The organism is Enterococcus wangshanyuanii, from assembly GCF_002197645.1.
Classification (GTDB): domain Bacteria; phylum Bacillota; class Bacilli; order Lactobacillales; family Enterococcaceae; genus Enterococcus_L; species Enterococcus_L wangshanyuanii.
Genome location: NZ_CP021874.1, coordinates 1,836,881 through 1,855,294, shown reverse-complemented (window position 1 = coordinate 1,855,294; position 18,414 = coordinate 1,836,881). Strand labels below are relative to the sequence as shown.

15 protein-coding genes are annotated in these 18,414 nt (G+C 37.5%); 11 read left to right on the top strand and 4 right to left on the bottom strand.

The features are described from left to right. The first annotated feature begins 18 nt into the window (after window positions 1-18). The 6 genes from CC204_RS08995 to CC204_RS08970 all read left to right on the top strand — a co-directional run bounded on the left by CC204_RS08995 (window position 19) and on the right by CC204_RS08970 (window position 9,026). Window positions 19-246 carry a hypothetical protein gene (locus CC204_RS08995; protein ID WP_087640872.1) on the top strand — a complete coding sequence of 76 codons (228 nt, stop codon included), beginning with the start codon at window positions 19-21 and terminating at the stop codon, window positions 244-246. Between the two features lie 217 nt (window positions 247-463). Then, entirely contained in the window at window positions 464-3,163 is a 2,700-nt protein-coding gene (locus CC204_RS08990; RefSeq protein ID WP_088269880.1) for a YhgE/Pip domain-containing protein, read from the top strand. Window positions 3,164-3,395: 232 nt separating this feature from the next. Beyond that, on the top strand, window positions 3,396-4,559 hold the full coding sequence (locus CC204_RS08985; RefSeq protein ID WP_188634502.1) for a cation diffusion facilitator family transporter: 1,164 nt from the start codon (window positions 3,396-3,398) through the stop codon (window positions 4,557-4,559). A gap of 143 nt (window positions 4,560-4,702) precedes the next feature. Beyond that, entirely contained in the window at window positions 4,703-5,041 is a 339-nt protein-coding gene (locus tag CC204_RS08980) for a hypothetical protein (RefSeq protein ID WP_088269878.1), read from the top strand. A gap of 127 nt (window positions 5,042-5,168) precedes the next feature. Next, window positions 5,169-6,833 (top strand): MutS-related protein, encoded by a 1,665-nt coding sequence (locus CC204_RS08975; protein ID WP_088269877.1) that lies wholly within the window; start codon window positions 5,169-5,171, stop codon window positions 6,831-6,833. Window positions 6,834-7,202: 369 nt separating this feature from the next. Next, window positions 7,203-9,026, top strand: a complete 1,824-nt coding sequence (locus CC204_RS08970) for an APC family permease (RefSeq protein ID WP_088269876.1) — start codon at window positions 7,203-7,205, stop codon at window positions 9,024-9,026. Between the two features lie 236 nt (window positions 9,027-9,262). Here the strand turns inward: CC204_RS08970 and CC204_RS08965 are convergent, their stop codons facing one another. From CC204_RS08965 to CC204_RS08950, 4 genes are read right to left on the bottom strand one after another with little or no spacing between them, the layout of a single operon-like run. Continuing rightward, window positions 9,263-9,931, bottom strand: coding sequence for an ABC transporter permease (locus CC204_RS08965; RefSeq protein WP_088269875.1), 669 nt, complete (start codon window positions 9,929-9,931; stop codon window positions 9,263-9,265). Further along, window positions 9,931-10,863: an osmoprotectant ABC transporter substrate-binding protein gene (locus CC204_RS08960; RefSeq protein WP_088269874.1), complete on the bottom strand. Its 933-nt coding sequence runs from the start codon at window positions 10,861-10,863 to the stop codon at window positions 9,931-9,933. The genes CC204_RS08965 and CC204_RS08960 overlap by 1 nt, the downstream gene beginning before the upstream one ends. Next, on the bottom strand, window positions 10,860-11,498 hold the full coding sequence (locus tag CC204_RS08955; RefSeq protein ID WP_087640878.1) for an ABC transporter permease: 639 nt from the start codon (window positions 11,496-11,498) through the stop codon (window positions 10,860-10,862). Before CC204_RS08955 ends, CC204_RS08960 begins: the two co-directional genes overlap by 4 nt. Window positions 11,499-11,501: 3 nt before the next feature. Further along, window positions 11,502-12,677, bottom strand: a complete 1,176-nt coding sequence (locus CC204_RS08950; RefSeq protein ID WP_176372826.1) for a betaine/proline/choline family ABC transporter ATP-binding protein — start codon at window positions 12,675-12,677, stop codon at window positions 11,502-11,504. 287 nt (window positions 12,678-12,964) lie between these two features. On the opposite strand from CC204_RS08950, the gene CC204_RS08945 reads away from it, so the two are divergent. The 5 genes from CC204_RS08945 to CC204_RS08925 all read left to right on the top strand — a co-directional run bounded on the left by CC204_RS08945 (window position 12,965) and on the right by CC204_RS08925 (window position 18,330). After that, window positions 12,965-14,950, top strand: coding sequence for a glycosyltransferase family 2 protein (locus CC204_RS08945; RefSeq protein WP_157894265.1), 1,986 nt, complete (start codon window positions 12,965-12,967; stop codon window positions 14,948-14,950). 18 nt (window positions 14,951-14,968) lie between these two features. Continuing rightward, window positions 14,969-15,658 carry a hypothetical protein gene (locus tag CC204_RS08940; RefSeq protein WP_088269872.1) on the top strand — a complete coding sequence of 230 codons (690 nt, stop codon included), beginning with the start codon at window positions 14,969-14,971 and terminating at the stop codon, window positions 15,656-15,658. 37 nt (window positions 15,659-15,695) lie between these two features. After that, window positions 15,696-16,250 (top strand): hypothetical protein, encoded by a 555-nt coding sequence (locus tag CC204_RS08935; protein WP_088269871.1) that lies wholly within the window; start codon window positions 15,696-15,698, stop codon window positions 16,248-16,250. 209 nt (window positions 16,251-16,459) lie between these two features. Then, the gene (locus CC204_RS08930) at window positions 16,460-16,777 is read left to right on the top strand and encodes a PadR family transcriptional regulator (RefSeq protein WP_087640883.1); all 318 of its coding nucleotides are present in this window, start codon (window positions 16,460-16,462) and stop codon (window positions 16,775-16,777) included. Between the two features lie 8 nt (window positions 16,778-16,785). Continuing rightward, the gene (locus CC204_RS08925) at window positions 16,786-18,330 is read left to right on the top strand and encodes a DUF4097 family beta strand repeat-containing protein (protein WP_227011263.1); all 1,545 of its coding nucleotides are present in this window, start codon (window positions 16,786-16,788) and stop codon (window positions 18,328-18,330) included. The last annotated feature ends 84 nt before the right edge of the window (window positions 18,331-18,414 follow it).

The following is an 18,414-nucleotide window of genomic DNA, read 5'->3' as shown; positions in this document are numbered from 1 at the left end:
ATCTAGGAGGCATCGCAGATGAAAGCAGAGGAACAGAAGTTTTATGACTTCATAATGGATCGTACCAAAGAGGATCACAAAGAAGACATGAAACATTTGCTAGCGGAATTGATGGAAAGAAGAGCGACAGATAAGCTTGATAAAATGTATCTGATGAGTGTGGTTCCTAGAGCATTGTCTTATTTAGATCCGGATTCAGTAAATGAAGTAAAAAAAGTAGTATCAGAATTTTCAGCAAAATTATAAGCTCGGCAAAAAGAGACAAGCTGATTCAACAGGATGAGTTTGTCTCTTTTTAGCTGTTAAGAGATAAATCATCGTTATTTAAAACCGAGAACTAAAAAATTCTACGACAGTTTTAATTACTTGTCGTAGAAATAGACAAAATCATCATTTTTCATTTGTTATGGATAAAAAAATTATGCTAAAGTATATCAGTCATTAAAAAGAGTGGGTGAGCAGGATGAAACATATAAAAAACACATTGAAGTTATTCAAATTAGATTGGCAGCGCATTTTTAAAAATCCGATCGCAACATTATTGATTATTGCACTGATGATTATTCCATCTCTTTATGCATGGTTTAATATTAAAGCTTTATGGGATCCATATGCAAATACTGGAGAATTACCGATTGCTGTCTACAGTGATGATCAAGCTGCATCATTCAAGGATAAAAAAGTTAATATTGGTGAGGAAGTTTTAAAAAATCTTCATGAAAATAAGCAGCTTGGTTGGAAATTCGTTGATTCAAAAAAGGAATTGGATAAAGGGGTAAAATCTGGGAAATACTACGCAGGTATTTATTTGCCTAAAGACTTCTCAAAAGATTTGCTGAGTTTTACCACGGGAGAAATCACAAAGCCGAAAATAGAATATTCCATCAATGAAAAGATCAATGCGATCGCGCCAAAGATTGCGGAAAAAGGAGCTACCTCGCTACAGGCACAAATCACAGATCAGTTCACTGAAACAGCCAGTAACACCTTGGTTCGTGTTTTTAACGAAATCGGCTATGACCTAGATTCAAATCTAGTGAGTATTACGAAAGTAAAGGATATGATCCTTTCAACAGATACGAATATCGCTGAAATCGATAAATATACACAAGAAGTCGTTGCTTTACATGGGAAGATGCCTGAATTGAAAACAAAATTGGCAAAAGCCAATGAATTTGTCGAGTATTTGCCTGAAGTGGATGCATTAGGCGCTAAATTAGTTGATTTAAATGCTAAGATGCCAGCGATCAAAGAGCAGGCAAAAGTGATTTTGACTTTACAAGAAAAAATCCCGGAAATCCAAAATGCAGGAAAACAATTGGCAATGATCGATGAAGATTTTGCTTCTGTAGAACAAACCATGAATGAAGGGATCGAAGAAGCCAAACAAGGATTGATCATCATTCAAGGTGTGCAACAAGCATTACCAGATATTCAAAAATTAGGAGATCAAGCAGATCAGCTGGCAAGTGCTACAAGTGACGGTGCTTCCAAATTGCAAGAAGCTTTGCCAAGCATTACCAGCAGTATCAAAGTAACGCTGGATTCTGTTCAAACGATCAGCTCAAATGTTTCAGCGATCGCTGGACAAATCGAACAATTGTTATCAGATAATGAATTGACGCCGGAAGAGCGTGCAGCCTTGAAACAGTTACTGGCTCAGTTTTCAGATAGTCTAGCGAAACAACAAGCAGCGATCGATCAATTGATCGTGATGTTGACGAATATTCAACAATCCGCTGGAAATCAAGATCTACAACCGATCATCGATAATTTGACAAGTGTAAGTACATTGATCGGAGGACTGAAAGCACGTGTCGATAGCATTGATGCAGATGCTATTTCTGCTGAGGAATTAGAAGCTGTTTTAAATGAAATTAGAGCAACAGCAGATAATATTAGTAGTCTTGCCGGCAGTATCGATGTTGATGGTGTGACTGCTAGCGTCAACGATATTTTAACGAAATTGATCGATACGATCCATACTGCCCAAGGACTTTTATCCCAAGCCAAACAAGTTGATTTTGCAGCATTGTTGCGTTCAACAGAAGCAACGGTTGCTAATGCTATAGGAATTTTAGAAAAATATCAGGCAGAATTACCAGCTATCAAGCAAGAAGTTCATGATGCGAATGTTCTATTGAATGGACACATGGATACGATCGTCAACGGAATCAATAAAGGTGCTGACCTTTATAATAATGAATTGCCGATCATTGAAGACAAGCTTGGGCTAGCAGCGGCGTTTATCCAAAATGATTATCCAGGAATCAGAGACAATATCACTGGAACACTGAAAACAGTGAACGATAAAATGCCTGATTTAGAAGCTGCTTTAAATAAAGCGAATGATCTAGTTAAAAATGACTGGCCGAATATCAAAAAAGGCCTGCATAAAGCTGCTGAAGCGATCAGAGAAGGGGAAAAGGATGTTGACCTTGGAGAAGTGATCAAGCTGCTTAAACTGGATGCCAATGCTGAAAGTGACTTTTTCGCAAAACCAGTGGAAATCTCTGAAAAACAAATTTATCCAATTGCCAATAATGGTTCTGCGAGTACCCCATTTTATACAGCGTTATGTCTATGGGTTGGAGCGGTACTATTTTCAAGTGTCGCAACAACTGATTTCTATTTAGAGGAAAAAGATCGCGGCAAGTATTCAAAACGTGAACAATTTTCTGCAAGAATGCTGACATTTATCGTGATGGGCTTAGCTCAAGCGTTGATCGTAACATTAGGAAATTACTTCTTATTGGGTGTAGATGTAAGACAGCCGTTTTATAGTGTGCTCTTTGCATTACTGATCGCGCTGGCATTTATGATGATGGTATACGTATTAGTTGCCTTATTTGGTAATGTAGGGAAAGGGATTGCGATCATCATTCTTGTTCTCTCTATATCCGGCGGCGGCGGGAACTATCCGATCCAAGTTTCCGGGAAGTTCTTCCAATTTATCAATCCGCTCCTACCATTTACGCATGCGGTCAACCTATTGAGAGAATCAGCAGGGGGAATCTATTGGCCGAATGCTTGGAAAGCGATCCTGATTTTGGTCGTTATCACGATCGTGTTCTGTTTGGCAGGGATACTTTTATATCCACATATAGAAGAAAAAACCAAGAAATTGGCTAGTGTTTCCCATGAAAGTCATATTTTCCATTAAAAAATCAGAAAAAAGATCAAGAAAACTATTTTTTAAGTTTTCTTGATCTTTTACTATTGAGTCGAGAATTGAATTTTCAAGGGTTGCCTAATAAAAAAGGCATGTTGCCCAAGCAATCAACTTGGGACATTCTAAACAATAAAAACTCACTAAAAAAAACCACATTTTACTATACAAATAGAAGAAATCATTTTATAGTGTCAAGATACGCTAAAAAAAGGTAGGAATCGTGATGATAAATTTTTTAATTGAGCGCTTTGAAAAGAAACAACAGAAAAAATCAGATATCAGAACTGCTTTTGGTATTTTTGCAGGTATCATGGGCTTACTATCAAACTTGCTGCTTTTTGTGAGTAAATTGTTGATTGGCTTGGTTTCAGGTAGTGTATCGATCATGGCAGATGCTATGAACAACTTATCCGATACAGTTTCTTCTGTGCTAACACTCGTTGGTTTTTATATTTCAGGAAAGCCCGCAGATAAGGAGCATCCTTATGGACATGAGCGTTTTGAGTATATCAGTGGTATGTTGGTTTCATTATTGATCACTTTCGTTGGGTTTCAATTTTTCATGACATCGATCGACCGAATCAGAGACCCACAGAGTATCAAAGTCACTCCAGTGATTTTAGTAGTTCTCTTGCTATCGATCCTTATTAAAGTTTGGCAGGGAATTTTTTATCAGAGAATCGCAAAAAAAATCGATTCGAATGCATTAGTTGCGACTGCAAAAGATAGTTTGAATGATGTCTTTACGACGATTGCGGTGTTAGTATCTGCGTCAGTTGAGGGAATCACAGGACTAAAAATCGATGGATTCGTAGGTCTGTTGATTGCTTGTTATATCATTTTCAGTGGCTTACAGTTGATTCGAGAGTTTGTTAATGAGTTGATGGGTTTAAGACCAGATCAAGAAGCGATCGACCAAATGAAAGAATACTTGTCTTCTGTGACCGACATCGTAGGCTATCATGATTTGTTGATCCATCAGTACGGGCCAAATAAAACATTTGCTTCTGTACATATTGAAATCGACGATCGCTGGGATTTGCCTCATGCTCACGAAAAAATCGATGAAATTGAACAAAAATTTAGAAATCAGCTGGGAGTTGATCTAGTTTGTCATATTGATCCTGTGAATTTACATGATCAAAGACAACAGTTTGTCCATCTGGAAATAAAAAAAATCATCAAGTCGATCAATAGTGACTTGAGGGCTCATGATATTCGTTTGATCGAGCATGGAGATAGACCGCGTATTTTATTTGATCTAGTTGTTCCCAGCCACTTTAAAGCAACTGACCAAGAATTGAAAATCAGGATTCAAGAGCAGGTGTATCGTAACATTGGAGAATATCCTGTAGAAGTGACTTTCGACCATATATATTTACTTTAAATATCATTTTTTGAATATAAATAAGAATAATATATCGTTTTCTCAAAAAAATATGTATAAATGCCTATTTTTACTAAAAAAATGAGAAAAATAAGCCTCCCTAACGTGTTACCATAAGAACGGATTGTTAGGAGGAATAAAAAATGGATATGAATTTGTTGATTGTCGTGTATTTTCTGATTGTTATGCTAACGGTTTTAGCATTAGTTATTGTGAAAGAAAAACAAGTACTGCAGAATCTATTTGAGAAGCAAGAGATACAGCAGGAAGAAATCACTGAGTTGAAATTGGAGAAGGTTCGCCTAAAGCATGTGATTCGCATGCAGGATGAAACGATCTCGCATATGCTGGCAGAAGACGCTGATACGCCTAAAAAAGTTGCTACTTTTCGATCAAAGGAAATACCAGTTGTTGAAACAGCTGATCAGGAATGGCATTTAGATGAATACGAAAGTATGAATCAGGAATATTACCAAATATAGATGCAAAAAATAATCTGTAATGAGTGCTTATAAAGGCTTATTGCAGTTTTTTTTATTCTGCGTGTTATCCATCTTGTTTATGAGAGGGGAACACTTTATACTATGAGTGAAAGTAGGGGGCGAGGTAATGGAAATGCAGTTGATAGTGGTAGGGTTTATCGTGCTGGTCATTTTATTGATTGGGTTGATCGAGCTGATCAATCGAATAAAACTAAAAAAATTGGTAAAAAATAAGTGGGGAACCTTTTTCACTAGTCGTTTTTTCGATAAGGAAGAAAGCTTAAAGAAAGCTTGGCAACAATCGAAGGAATATCGGACATTTGATAGCGAGATCGATGATATTACTTGGTATGATTTGGACGGTTATACTATTTTTGAACAAGTCAACGCAACATACTCTAGTATTGGTTCAGAAGCCTTGTATCAGCGTTTAAGAAATTTCGATTTTTCCAAAGATCGTCATGATCGTCTAGAAGTCTTGATTTCTTATTATAAAAAGAATTCTGAAATTAGAGAAAAAATACAGTATCTATTTGCTTGTCTTGGGAAAAAAGATAATAATCATGTTGAAAGTTATTTGAGTGAAACAAGAGAGCAAGAGTTACCTTATACTAAAATTTATCTATTTTTAGGATTATTACCACTGGTTGGATTGGCAATGCTCATCTTATTGCCGAGTACCTTGTCGATTGTCCTTCTTTTGGGTTCAGTTCTTTTCAATGTTATTTACTATCAAATAAAAAAGGAAACATTGGAGCGAGAATTAGCTTGTATGGGTTACTTAGTTCAAACGATTGCTTGTGCTAAGAAGATAGCTAAGATTGAAACCCCATTTCAAGAGGAAATAAAAAGAACGCTCACGCCATTAGCATCGATGACAAAGTTTGGAGTTGCTTTTCGAATGAAGTCAAATAGCGAAGCAGAGTTGCTATTTGACTATTTATCGATGATTTTTATGTTGCCGTTTATTTCTTATAACTTTGTTTTGGAGAAATTAGCGGATCATGAAGAACAGGCAAAAGAATTATGGCGTTTATTAGGAGAATTAGAAGTGGCAGCAGCTGTATTGAATTTTCGACTGCTTATGCCTGACACCAGTCAACCTGTTTTTAGTGAAGACATTTGTGTACGTGGAACAGAGGTCTATCATCCTTTGTTGCAAACGCCTGTACCAAATCAAGTTGAATGGGCTAAAAATACGCTTGTGACAGGCTCTAATGCCTCAGGTAAGTCAACATATGTCAAAAGCGTTGCAATCAGTTGTCTCCTATCTTTAACGATTCATACAGCACTAGCAAAGACCTTTCGCTTGCCCTTTGGCCATGTTTTAACCTCGATGGCGGTAGAAGATGATATTTTTGAAGGAGATAGTTACTTTGTAGCGGAGATCAAATCTGTCAAGCGTGTACTGGATCTGGTTGAAACAAATGTACCCTGTTTTTGTTTTATCGATGAAATACTAAAAGGAACGAATACCATTGAGCGTATCGCAGCTTCATCAAGTATGGTGCACTGGTTGAAAGATTATCCTTCTCTAGCATTCATTGCTACTCATGATATTGAGCTGACTGAAGTTTTGAGAGAGTCCTGTGCCAACGTTCATTTTGAAGAACAAGTAACTGGGAAAAATGGCGTAACGTTTGATTATCTATTGAAAGAGGGACCTGCGCGGACGAGGAATGCGATTCGATTATTAGAAGTACTGAATTACCCCGAAACTGTAATAGCTACTGCAAAAAAAGAAGCCAATTATTTTGACCAACATCACGCATGGAAAATACTTGAACGTTGAAGAAAACGGCACTCATTTTTTTATGCTTATTCGGGTTCAGAGAGCGGAACAAAACTGATTTTTAGTTTTGTTCCGCTTTCTTTTGATTCTTAATAGAAGGTGGCTAAAAATCAAATTGCTCGAACCTAATCAACTTTTGTATTAGTAGTGCATAAGCGGAATATTTTTTTGTTCAGTCAACTCTTGCTAAAATAGGAAAAAGAGAGAGAAATGAAAACTGGCTATTTCTATCATTAAATTTACTAACTTATAATTGACAATTACGATGTAAGAGCGTAGCATATGTGATTGTTTGTAGAAAAATATGTTTTTCTGAAAGATTTCAGAGAGACTGTTTAGCATTTTATTGAAAGTAAAGGAGGAAACAAAGTGGATTACTTGAAGCGATTATTTATCGGAAAACCACTAAAGTCTACTGAGAATGATGAACATAAACTAAGTCGATTTGCAGCTTTAGCTTTATTATCATCAGATGCATTATCTTCAATTGCTTATGGTACGGAACAAATCGTTGTCGTGCTGGTTACTTTATCGGCGGCCGCTATTTGGTACTCTTTGCCGATCGCTGCTTTTGTTATTATTTTACTTATTTCATTAACGTTATCTTATCGGCAAATCATTCATGCTTATCCTCATGGAGGCGGAGCCTATGTTGTCAGTAGTGAGAACTTAGGGAAAAATGCTGGTTTAATTGCTGGTGGTTCGTTATTAGTGGATTATATGCTGACAGTAGCAGTTTCAGTCTCAGCTGGTGCTGAAGCGATCATCTCAGCCGTGCCAGCACTATACGGGCATCAGGTGATCATTTCGATCGGAATTGTTTTGTTGATCATGCTGATGAATTTACGAGGATTGAGAGAATCGGCAGGATTTTTGATGTTTCCAGTCTATAGCTTTATTGCAGTCATCACTTTGCTGATCGTAACTGGATTGTTCAAAATCATGACTGGGGCAGTGCCGCTGCACGCAACAGCGATACCTGGGACAGTTGTACCAGGTATTACGATCGCGTTGATCTTACGTGCTTTTTCTTCTGGGTCATCTTCGTTGACAGGTGTGGAAGCAATTAGCAATGCGGTTCCTTTTTTTAAAAAGCCAAGAGCTAAAAATGCTGCTGGTACATTGGCTTTGATGGCGACGATTTTAGGATTTTTCTTTGTCGGTATCACATTTATCAACTACTGGTACGGAGTTGTTCCTAAAACGGAAATGACCGTACTGGCTCAAATCGGACAAGCTGTTTTTGGTCAAAATATTTTGTATTATATTTTACAGTTTGCAACGGCCTTGATTTTAGCGGTAGCTGCAAATACAGGATTTTCAGCCTTTCCAGTTTTAGCTTACAATTTAGCGAAAGATAAGTTTATGCCGCATATGTATATGGATCGAGGCGACCGTCTAGGCTATTCGAATGGGATTTTGACTTTGGCAGCGGGTTCTGTTGTACTCCTGCTGATTTTTCAAGGATCAACAGAGCGTTTGATTCCCTTGTATTCCATCGGTGTTTTCATTCCATTTGCTTTATCTCAAACAGGGATGGTCGTCAAATGGCGTAAGGAAACGAAGAAATGGTTGTCAAAATCAATTGCAAATATTGTAGGAGCGTTCATTTCTTATGCGATCATTGCCATTTTATTCGCTTATCGCCTAACGGATATCTGGCCGTTTTTCATTATTATGCCCGTGTTGCTCTTTGTTTTTTACAGTATCCATAAGCATTATAAAAATGTAGCAGAGCAGCTGCGTTTGGAAGAAACGGTGGATGAGCAGAAATTTTACGGTAACACTGTGATCGTACTGGTTGGAAATGCCACAAAAGCGAATGTTGGAGCCGTTAACTATGCCCGCTCGATTGGCGATTATGTTGTAGCGATGCATGTTTCTATTGATGAAGACCCAGCCAAGGAAAAGGAAATCGAAGCGGAATTTAAAAAGTCCTTTCCAGATATTCGTTTTTCGATCGTCCATTCTTCTTATCGCTCGATTACGAATCCTATTTTACGCTATGTTGATTTAGTTAGTAAGAATTCAGCCAAACGCAACTATACGACGACTGTCTTGATTCCGCAATTCGTTCCCAATAAGCGCTGGCAAAATATTCTTCATAACCAAACTAGCTTGCGTTTACGGCTTCGTCTGGCTTTGCGGGACAATCTGATCGTTTCAACGTACAGTTACCGATTAAAAAAATAAAACAAAAGAGAGCGGGACAAAACTAAAAATCAGTTTTGTTTCGCTCTCTAAACGTGAATAAACGGCGAGAAAAAAGTAGCTCCTTCGGAAATAAGCAGAAATTCACTAAAATTTGAAAAGCAATTTTCGTAAATTCCTTCTTATTGCTGTAAAACACAACGAAGAATGAGTTGATGCTGCACAGTACCTACTTGGTTCTCGGAGCTAAACACTTTTGTCTCAGCCTCTTTTATTGCTTATGAATGTTTACTTGCAGGATCAAGACGTCGCTCGATCATCCCTAGTACCCAGTCAGTAATGATCGCCATCAAAGCTGTTGGCAAGGCGCCGACAAGAATGATCGCTGTACCATCTGTTGCGTTGGTTCCGCGGATAATGATATCGCCTAGACCGCCTGCACCGACAAAGGCACCGATGGCAGTGATCCCGATCGCAACAACTAATGCATTACGGATTCCAGCCATGATCACAGAAACTGAAAGCGGCAATTCAACCATATAAAGCCGCTGCCATTTCGTCATGCCCATCCCTTTCCCAACATCTAAAATATTTCTGTCCACCTGGATCATACCAGTGTAGGTATTTTTGATGATCGGCAAAAGAGAATACAAGAATACGGTGACGATAACTGTGTTTACGCCCAACCCAAGTCCTAGCATCAAGATAGACAGCATCGCAAGGGAAGGAACCGTTTGGATCAAGTTAGCGATACTAACGACCCAGCCGGCCATTTTTTTTCTGCGGGCGATGAAGATACCGATGGGAATCCCCACGATTGCCGCAAATAAAACACCATAAATGGAAATCAGAAAATGTCTTACGAACTGGCTTAACACATAGCTGCCGTTTTGCTCAAAGTAATAGAGAAACTGCTGTAGTAAATTCATATCTTGTAAGTTTTGCATTAATTTCCACCTCCAACAGATTCAAAGAAGTGATGTTCTTTCAAGAAATTCTCAGCAACTGTTTCAGGTTCCATCAAATCATTGTCTGCTTGGAAATTCAGTTTTTGCATGGTTTCTGTCGAAATTTTTCCGGACAACTTCCCTAAAATATCATTTAATTCTGGATGTTTCTTTAAGACTTCATCTGTTGCTACTGCAGAGGCATCATAAGGTGGGAAGAAATGCAGATCATCTTCTAAAATAACTAGATCATAGCTGCCGATCCGTCCATCTGTAGAGTAGCCTAAAACAACATCCATTTTATTAGCGGCTACTGCATCGTAGACTAGACCGATCTGCATAGGAAAGACTCGTTTAAAGTCAAAGCCATATGTTTCTGTAAAGCCTTTATAGCCGTCACCTTTTCGGTCGATCCAAGAAGTATCTACACCAGCAGTCAATTGATCGCCGACTTTTTTGAGGTCACTGATTGTTTTCAAATTATATTTTTTAGCAGTTTCCTGTGTGACCATGAAAGCATAAGTGTTAGCGAAACCGTAGGATTTAAACCATTTTTGCTGGTATCTTTTCTCAAATTCTGCCTGTACTACATTGAAGGCTTTTTCTGGTTCTTTGATCGGTTCTAAATTTAACGTAGTCGTTAAATCGGTCCCAGTATACCGAGCAGCCGAAATTTGGGCATCTCCATTGATCATCGCTTGGTGATTGATCGTTGTTGTCGCTAGATTATTGATGATCGTTGTCTTTTCATCTGTATAATGTTCGATCATTCCTGCAACTAAACTAGCCAAAATTTGTGCCTCAGATGTGATCCCGCCAGTGATGGAGATCGTATTTTCATCAGAATTAGAAGCCAATCCTGGTAATGAGCAGCCAGAAAGTAACAACGCACTGCAACATACAATAAAGAACAATTTTAATTTGTGTTTCATTCGTCTGCCTCCCTTAATGCTTTAGGAGTGATTTTCTTCTCTAATAAGCCCAGTAATAAATCAGCAGCTAAAGCTAAAATCGTTACTGGAATCGTACCAGCAAAAATCAAATCAGGCTGATAGTTATTCAAGCCACTGAAAATAAAGTCTCCTAGACCGCCTGCGCCAATATAAGAAGCAAGGGTTGCCCAAGCGATAACATAAACAGCAGCTAGGCGAATCCCAGCCATGATCGTAGGCATGGCGATCGGCAGTTCTACCATGAAAATCGACTGTGCATTTGTCATGCCCATTCCTTTAGCGGCATCCTTATAATCAGAGCTGACTTCTTTGATTCCAATATAGGTATTTCTCAAAATCGGCAACAATGAATAGATAAATAATGCGATAATCGCTGGAATTTTTCCGACACCGAAAATGGGGATCATCAGTGCCAATAGGGCTAAAGATGGGACCGTTTGTAAGGCACTAGTCAAACCAATAATAATAGCGGCCGTTCTTTTGGTGCGTGTTAGTAAAATCCCAATTGGAACCGCAAGCAAAATCCCTAAACCAAGGGCCATTCCAGAGATGAAAATATGCTCACCGATTTTTGTAACAAGCTCATTTCCCCGTTCTAAAAGAAACTGATTCATTTTTTACACCTCCGCTTGCGGCTGTGTGACATCTGTTGTTTCAGTTTCATCTGTATGTTCTTCTTCGCCCCAGATAACGTCATATACGATATCTACGAGAGAAGCTCTTGTTAAGATACCAACGACTTTTTGCTGGTCATCAACAACAGGAACGTATTTCAATCCACGTTTTAAAATGCGCTGTAAAGTATCCCGCAATAAGGAAGATTTTTTTACAAAGAAAACTTTTGGATTCATGATATCACTCACACTTGTTGCTTTATTCCGACGGCGGTCTAAGGTTTCAACATCGATAAAGCCTTTCAGAACACCAGACCCGTCAACTACTAATAGCGTATCTACCCGTTTTTCTCTCATTAGCTTGATCGCTTCAGAAAGTGATTTTTCTGGTGTGATCGTAATGGCGTTGTTCAGCATTACTTCACCCACAGTTGTAATATCCGGTTTCGCTTGGATCAAGCGATCCTCACCGATCAGCTCTTCAACAAATTCATTGACAGGATGGCGTAAAATATTATCTGGTGTATCAAATTGAATCACTTTACCTTCGCTCATAATGGCGATTCGATTCGCTAATTTCAGCGCTTCATCCATATCATGTGTAACAAAAACAATGGTTTTTCCTAAACGTTCTTGTAGGTCTTTCACTAAATCCTGCAAAGAATCTCTTGTGATCGGATCTAAAGCACCAAAAGGCTCATCCATCAATATAATATCCTGATTCGCTGCTAAAGCTCTAACGACCCCGATCCGTTGTTGTTGACCGCCAGATAATTCATTAGGATAACGATCAAGCATTTCTCTAGGCAACTCGACCAAATCGATCATTTTCTCAGCGATTTTGTTGCGTTCTTCCAAATCAACTTTCAGCAATTTTGGTACAAGTACAATATTTTCCCGGATCGTCATATGCGGCATCAAGCCGATATTTTGGATAACATACCCGATTTTTCTTCGTAACTCTACTGGATTGATCGTTTGAATGTCTTCACCGTTAATCAAGATTTTGCCTTTTGTTGGATCTGTCATTCGATTGATCATCCGCATCGATGTTGTTTTTCCACTGCCGCTGGTACCGATAAAGCAAATAAATTCTCCTTTATCAAACGACAGATTGACATCATCTACGGCGATTTTACCGCCTTTGTAGATTTTTGAAACATGTTGAAATTCGATCAACTTTCCCACCCCAAATTCTTTTTTCTTAGTCTGTTTTTCAATCGATCTTTGCTGTTTTACACCTAGATAACGAATGTTTCTATATTACTAGTATGCTACAAAACCTTGATTAGGACAAATCAGATGTTTTTTTGTGGAAATGCTATGAATCAAAAAAATAGCTGAGAGCTGCTATTAAAGGAAAATAGAATTTGACTATTATTCTATTGACAATAGTTAGAAACCTTAGTATATTGGTGTCTAGCGACTATTATTTTATGAATAATAGGAAGGATAAGGAGAATAGAATGGAAAAATTTGGGTTAGGTTATTTGGTATTTAGTTTAAGCTATTTATATTTATTTTATTTTATTTCGAAAAAAAATGAACAATATCGAAAATTTGTATTAGCTGGATTTGTCATTATTCAGTTGATCTATTTGTCATGGCGCTTGATTTACACGATTCCAAGCGGCAGTATTCCAGAAATGATAGCTGGAAGTCTATTGTATTTGGCTGAGTTTATGGGATTCTTACAGGCGTTTACGCTAGTCTTTTTATTTTGGAAACCATATAAACGTAAAGAAAAAAAGCTTGATGCACTAGAAGAGCTGCCCACAGTAGATATTCTAGTGGCAACATATAATGAAAACATCGAAATTTTGGAAAGAACAGTTGTAGGCTGTTTATCGATCGATTATCCTAAAGAACTATTGAATATCTATTTATGTGATGATGGTGATCGCCCGATCGTTAAAAAATTAGCTGAAAAACATCATATTGGATTTATCGCACGTCCTACACATGAGCATGCTAAAGCAGGAAATTTAAATTACGCTTTAACACAAACAAACGGACAGATCATCGTGACACAAGATGCAGATATGGTGCCGAAAAGAGAATTTTTACAGCGAACACTAGGCTATTTTTCAAACAAAAAAGTTGGTTTTATTCAAACGCCGCAAACATTTTTTAACTCAGACATCTTCCAACACAATTTATACTTAGACAGTGAAATCAATAATGAACAAGACTTTTTCATGCGTAGTTTAGAGGAAGGGAAAGATCGTTTTAACGCTGTCCTTTATGTTGGAAGTAATGCTTTATTCCAGCGTGAGGCATTAGAGTCGATCGGTGGTTTCACAACGGGTGTGATCACAGAAGATATGGCTACAGGATTGTTGTTGCAAAATAATGGTTGGCAGGGGGTTTTTGTCAACGAAGCGTTGGCTTCTGGACTTTCTCCAGAAACATTGGGTGATTACGTGAAACAACGTGATCGCTGGGGGCGCGGCAATGTTCAAGTAATCAAAAAATACACGTTGAAGAAACTTAAAAATTTATCTTTTATTCAAAAATGGTTCTATTTAGACGGTGTGATGTATTGGTATTCTGGCATGTATAAATTGATTTATTTGATGTCGCCGTTTCTATATCTAGTTCTTAATATTGCAAGCTTGAAAACTACATTAACGCAACTGATCGTATTTTGGCTGCCAGCCTTTTTATCTGGGAGTCTGATGTACAAATCAGTAGCTAGAAAAAAATATAATTCATTCATAAGTAATATCTATGAACTAGTAACGGCGCCTCAGGTATCCTGGGCTGTTTGGAAAGAAACCTTATTTAGTCCAAAGAAAAATAAAAAATTTCACGTAACCATCAAGGGAGTTCAAGGCTCAAAAGGATATTTTGATTGGCGCAACTGTAAGGTACAGATTTTATTATTGTGTATCAATCTGTTTACTTTATCCTACTATATTTTTCATTTAGATATTCACCATCTACAATGGCAAAGTATTTTATCGATCAATCTTTACTGGCTGCTGTACAATATCGTCAGTTTAGTGGTTGCAGTTAGTGTTGCGTATGAACGTCCGCGTCTGCCGATGAGTATTCCAGTGGATTATCAAGGAAAGATGAGCAAAGAAGGGCAGATCATACCCGTTCAAATCAATTACTTGAGTGAACGAAGTGTGATCATTACGGCTGAACAAAATGATCCTTATTTAAGTCAGTTATTGAATCAAGAAGAAGGATTGCTTTCTTTTGAAAAAATAAAAGAAGTAAAAATGGTTCGTTCGCGTATCTTAAACTTAGATGGAAAAGTTGAGATTACATTCAAAATTCAAAAGCTGTCCCGAAAAAATCATTATTTGTGGTTAGGATTGATTTATTCAGATGCAGAACATGTAGGGGATATTCAATCAATTAGAGTGAAATTTTACACGCTATTCAAGTATATTTTCAAAAATAAAAAAGATGCACAAAAAAATCAACAGTTACTGTTATAAAAGGAGCCAATTAGACATATGAAAAAACAGAGAATAATCATTATGTTAGCTTTGATCATTGTTGTTTTCACAGGATGTACGAAGAATGCTGATCCCAAAGACGTGACGGAAGCTTTCATTAATAATGTCATATATGGTAAGGACAAAGAAGAGGCAGAGAAGTACTTTTATGATTTAGATGCACCCACTCAAAGTGATTTAGTTCAGGATTTTTCCGAATTGTTTGATTTATCCGAAGCTCAGGCCAAAGAATTAGTAGAAATTTACCAACAAAAACTAGAGAATGAGACTAGCTTTTCTATTAAAATGAAAGAGCAGTCAGATAAAAAATCTGAAGCTGAGGTGACAGTAACAGGATTGGACCAAAGCACATTCGATCAAGTTGTTGATAAAAAAACAGACGAAGAATTGGTTAAATGGGTACAAAACAAAGGGTACGATACGATCAAGACATTAGATGATATCGATAAGCTCACCGATGAAAAGCAGCTAAACAAATTATTGAAAGAATTGAATGGACTAAAAGATGAAGACCTTAATCAAATCCAATTTGAAGCGTTAAAAAAGACATTCAAAGAATTAAAAGCAGCACCAAAATCTAAAACGATTCGTATAGAGCTGGAGCAAGATAAAAAGGAAAAGAAATATTGGAAGGTCATAGATGAGGAAAAAAGCTTTAATGAGTTACTTGATGCATTCCAAGGATAACTAGACTAAAGAATATGTTGATTAAGGAGAAGTTAGAATGAAAAAATTTATATTATTTTGCATAGCTCTTTTAATGATCGGTGTAGGTACGACCCAAATCGGCAGTACGACAGTAGAGGCTGCTTTTTCAAAAGATGAAGTTGTCAGAGAACGATTTGCTTTAAAAAGAGAACGGCTGGCCGAAGTTGTTTCTAAAAAAATTGCACGTGTAGAAAATTCGATCAAAACAAAATTGAAAGAGCAAGAGATCAAAAAAGCTCAGAAACAAAAAGAAGAAGCGAAAAAAGCTGCGGCTAAAAAAGTAGAAGCAGAAACGAAAGCAGAAAACGAGGCTCAGGCAGCAGCCCAAGCCTCTGAACAATCAGCTGCCGCCGAACAACCTGCTGATGCTTATCAGCAAGAAGAAGCTGCTCAGGTTCAAGAAGAAGCGGGAGCGCCAGCGGATGCTGTTTCCGGAGCCTCGGCAAATGGGCAAGAACGTGGGCAAAAGAATAGAGAATGGGGTAACCAGTTAAGCGATCCTAATTTGACACCGGCAGAGCGTCAAGGTATCATTCAAGAGAAAAAGAATTACAACCGTAATAACTATTAGTAAGCTGAACAATAGATTGTCCCGTGAATAAAATAGGTAACAGATTCCGCTTTTTTAAGTCATGCGGAAGTTTCAAATGTAAATTTTATTTAGAAAGAATAGGTGCAAAAATTGGTCATGATTGTTTACTCGTAGTTTATGTATAGTGTAGGAAGTATTAAAGACGGTCAGTAATTTGTCAATCAAAACTGTGATAAGGGGATTGAGCGATGAGGGCTTCAAGCCAGTTTAAAAAAGGTGCTTTAGAGATGTGTGTACTTCATTTTATTCAAAAGGAAGATCGCTACGGCTATGAATTAACACAACGAGTAAATCAATTTATACCAATTACCGAAGGGGCACTTTATCCGGTTTTACGTCGGTTAGTTAAAGAGTCCTACTGCATTATTTACGCCAAAGAATCACCAGATGGACCTTCAAGAAAGTACTATCAGATAACAGATAAGGGACAAGAATATTTGGCACTTTTGGAACATGACTGGGACGAGTTTGTTGATCAAGTAAACGAGTTGAGGAGGGCAGATTAGTGAGTACGATGGAGGAATATTTAGACCAGCTAAAAGCTGCTTTTGCTGAAGAAGATATAGAAGAATTCAATGAGTTGAAAGAAGATCTACTGGAGCAACTAGCTGTTTGTTTAGAAGATGGACAAACAGAAGCTGAAGTTGTAGCCAGACTTGCTTCACCTCAAGAAATTGCAGCAGACTATTATGCAGATCTAAGCTTAGCTGCTGCAATCAATGCGAAAACATCTGTTGTTCCTCGAGAAGAGATCCAAGATGTTTTTATTCAAACACAGAAAAAGAGAATGCAAAAGTTATTAAAGACAGTAGTTAAGGTATTAAAACCTTTGATATTACTTTTATTGTTGGCAGAGTTTTCTTTTTCTCTCATCTATATAATCAAAGAACTGCTCGAAGAAAAAAATCTAGCTGCTATTCCATTGATACTTTGTTTTTTTACAGCTGCATTGATTCTTCAATTAGTAAAAAGCTGGTTTATTGAAAAGAAAAAACTAGTAAATATCTTATCTACAGCAGCGTTAGCATTAGGTCTAGGGGGATTGTTGGTATTTTCTCTAACAGATCGTTTGATGTATACGGGAAGACAGTATTATAAAGAGATCGAGCTTTCTTCAAGCAAGAATGCTTCATTTAGTTTTGATTCAGATGCAGATGTCGAAATCACAACAGTAGAAGTTTCTAGTACTGAAAAGCCGAGTTTGATGGTCAAAGGAAGATTTAAAGAAAGTGATATCCAAAAAATCGAAAAAGGTTCTTACAAAAACAAGGTCGATTTGACCCTTGATAAAGAGAATATCTTTGATACATTTACTAAAACAGGGCGTTCGGAGGTGATGTTCTTTATTCCAAAAGGGACAATTCTTGATGATTTTCGCTTGAGTCTAAGCCAAGGAGATCTACGCTTACTAGATATTCAGACGAAAAATTTTGATTTGAATTTAATTTCAGGAGATGTCTATGCTAAGAATATCATTGCAGATGAAGGTCATGTGAAAAGTGATTTTGGAGATGTGATCATTGAAGAATCTGCCATGAACCTAGAGGTAAAAAGTGATTCTGGAAAGACGGTTATTACTGGTATGCTAGGTGATTTGATGATTGAAGGAAATAGCGGACTGTCTATTTTGAAATTCTTACGCTCAGATAATATCGTGTTGAACAACCATTCCGGCCGAATGATTTTGGAAGATACCGAGACAAAGAAACTAAAAGCGACCGCAACTGATGGCCAGGTCATTGTCAAGAGAACGAAGGGCGATCTACTAATGAGCAATGAAAAAGGTAAAATCGTCTCAGAAGAGAATAAAGGAAATCTAGAAATAGAAAATATTTCTGGACCGATCATTTCAATTCAGGATAGCAAAGTAAATGCTAAAGTATCCAGTCATTCTGGCTTTATTAAATGGCTTCAAGATCCTGCACAAGCAGTCAAAGTCACAGCGAGCACAGGAACAGGCGAAATAAAAAATGATTTTTCAAAGATACCTTCTGGAAAATACAGTATTGATGTGCAGTCGAAAACAGGTGACGTCAAGATTTTGAAAAAAGTAGAGTAAGTCTAAAATAGAACTATTTACGTAAAAATAAAGAAAGTGGAGTTAGATCGAGTCTAGTCTAATTCCACTTTCTAATGTATAAAA